Consider the following 3140-nt stretch of genomic DNA (forward strand, 5'->3'; position numbering starts at 1 on the left):
CGGCGGCGGTGGTGGCGGTGGTGGGGCTGCCGGCGGCACGGCGCCCGGCCTGGACCGCCAGATCCGCGAGGAGGTGGAGTACAACGCGCTGCGCAAGGAGCCCGCCACCTATTACGCCAGCCAGCTGGAGGCCGCCGGCGCCGAGGCCCAGACCGCGCTGGACGGCCGCGCCAACCGCGTGGTGGGCGCGCTGGGCGGCGGCTTCGCCGGCACGGTGGACGAGGCCGGCGTGCTGGCCGCGCTGCGCGGCATGACGCTGGCCCAGGGCCGCGCGCTGGACACCCAGGTCTACCCGCGGCGCCACCGCGGCCGCCACCTGGACACCGACCTGCGCCGCGAGCTCGGCGCCGACAGCACCGACTACGAGGCCGCCAGCGCCTACCTGTACGGCGACAACGTGACCGGCGCGCGGCTGGAGCTGGCCGACTCGGTCGGCGTGTTCAACGACGACGAGGCCCGCATCGAGGAGGTCATGCGCTCGCTTTCGCCCGAGCAGCTGGCCGCGCTGGGCCGCGATGCCGGCGGCACCATGGCCGAGGTGCGCGACGCGCTGGGCGGCACCGACCGCGAGGTCTTCGACGCGCTGGCCCGCGGCGAGCACGCCACGGCCGACGCGCTGCGCCTGCGCGACGCGGTGGATGAGGCCCGCGTGGACGGCGACGCCGACGCCGTGCACAGCGCCATCGAGCGCTACACCGGCGCGCCGCCCGAGGGCGACTGGCGCGCCGCGCAGGAGATGGACGGCGACACGCGGCGCCAGGCCGTGGTGCAGGCGCTGGGCGGCATCGTCTCCGACGCGGCCGTGGCGCGCGGCGTGGCGCCCGGCACCGACGTCCGGGGCCTGAGCGCCGAGGACCGCGCCGTGGCCTACGTGAGCCGCGACATCGACGTCTACGTCCACGGCGCCGGCCCCGGCGGCGAGCCGCAGATCGTCACGCGCCGGCTGGAGGGCGCCAACCGCGACCTGGCCGGCGCGCTGCTGCGCCATGGCGAGGGCAGCGTGGAGGCGCGCGCGGCGCGGCTGGGCGTGGAGATGCAGCGCACCGGCGATCCGCCCAACGCCGTCAATATCGACCGCGCCACCTTCGACCCGCGCTTCCGCGCCGACCTGGCCAATGCCAGCCCGGCCGAGCGCGAGGCCCACCGCCGCGCGGCCGAGGAGCGCGCGCGCGTGGTGATGCTGGCCGCCGAGCGCTACGCCAGCGGCCCGGCCACGCCCGAGGACTACGCACCCGCGCACGACCCGGCCAACCCGGCCGCGGCCATGGAGGACACGCGCGTGACGGCCGCGCGCGACCGCGTGATCGGCCAGCTGCAAAGCCGCTTCGGCTCCGACAGCACGGGCGCCGCGCTGGCCGCCGGCCTGCTGACCGACGCCCGGCCCTCGCCCGAGACCGCCGCGCTGGCCATGCAGCACGCCATGGCCGGCTGCGGCACCAACGAGGACCTGCTGTTCCGCTTCACCGAACGCATGGACCGCGACGAGATCGCGGCCATGCGCGCGGCCTACCGGCGCAACACCGGCAACTCGCTGGACGCCGACCTGGGCACCTTCGGCGAAGGCTTCATGGGCGAGGTCTCGGGCGACGACCGGTTGCGCATGGAGCGCGCCCTGCTCGGCCAGCCGCGCAACGACCGCGAGCGGCTGGAGGTGGCGGCCTTCGCGATCGAGCAGCAGCGCCGCGAGGCCAGCAGCTTCGGGGCCTGGCTGGCCGACGGCACGCTGGCCGAGGAGGCCATGGGCGAGACCGAGGCCGAGCTGCGCACGCTGGCCGGCGGGCCGCTGGGCTTCGGCCCGCGCGGCGAGGTCATCGTGCGCGCGGCCAGCCCCAACTTCGACGCCCAGGGCCGCTACACCGGCACCGACCGCGACAGCTTCGCCTCGACCACGGCCACGGCCCAGGCCATCGCCGAGACCTACGGCCGGCGCATCGACGCCTTCGCCGACATCGCCACCACCGGCATCGCCATCCTGGGCGCCATCGCGGCGGCCGTGATCACGGTGGCCACGGGCGGCGCGGCCGGTCCGCTGATCGCCGCGGCCATCGTGACCGGGCTGGCCTCGATGTCGGCCAACTACGCGATCAAGGGCGGGCGCTACGGCTGGGAGCAGGCCGCCGTGGACCTGGGCATGACGGCCGTGCAGGCGGTGACGGCCGGCGTCGGCGCCCAGCTCGGCGCGGCCGCGCAGATCGCCAGCAAGGGCGCGCAGGCCGCCAGCACCGCCTCGCGCACGCTGGTCACGCTGTCGCGCATCTTCACGGGCAACCCGGTGGTCGACCAGATCATCGTCGGCGCCATCACCGGCTCCATCGGAGGCATGGCCAACGCCGCCTTCGACGAACGCACCTGGGCCCATGGCGCGGACGATGCCATCGGCGCGCTGTTCGGCGGGCTCATCAAGGGCGGGCTGTCGGGCGCGGCCACGGCCACGCTGACCAACTCCATCGAGGCGCTGGGCCGCAACGGCGCCGTGATCGCCGAGCGCGCACGCGCCTATGCGGCCCAGGGCGGCGTGGCGCGTGGCCTGGTCGGCCTGGCCGGGCGCGGCATCGGCGGCGTGGGCCGCGGCATCGACGCCGCGCTGAACATGTCGGCGCGCGGCGGCATGGCGCGCGGCGCCGGTGCCATGGCCGCGCGCGGCCTCACGCGCGGCAGCATCTCGGCCATCGGCGGCATGGGCGGGCGCGCCACCGAGATCCTGGTGGACGCCGGCACCGGCCGCTTCAAGGGCGACGCCGGCGATGCGCTGCTGGACATCGGCCAGGCCGGTGCGCACGCCTTCGTGCAGGGCATTGGCGAAGGCGCGGGCGAGGCCGTGGGCCAGGCCCGCCATGCGCGCGGCGCGCAGCGGCTGGAGGCCGAGATCGCCGCCGGGCGCGCCGAGCGCGGCCTGCCGCCGCTGGCACCGGACGCACTGCAGGCCGCGGCGCAGGACCTGTCGTTCATGAACCAGGTCGGCGAAGGCGGGCCGCTGGGCCGAGCCATCCACCTGGACCATGTGGTCACGCACGGCGGGCTGGAGCCGATGGCCGCCCCGGTGCGGCCGGCCGCACCGAACGCGCCCGACGCGCCGGCGCCGGCGGCCCACCCGCCGGCCGCACCCGAGGCATCCGCTGCCCCGGCGGCCGAGGCCGGCG

1 pseudogene is annotated in these 3140 nt (G+C 77.1%); it reads left to right on the plus strand.

From position 1 onward, the window contains the following. A pseudogene (locus IE209_RS33540) lies at positions 1-3140 on the plus strand (annexin); the annotation flags it as partial.

It is taken from the genome of Pseudorhodoferax aquiterrae, from assembly GCF_014652235.1.
Classification (GTDB): Bacteria; Pseudomonadota; Gammaproteobacteria; order Burkholderiales; family Burkholderiaceae_C; genus Pseudorhodoferax; species Pseudorhodoferax aquiterrae.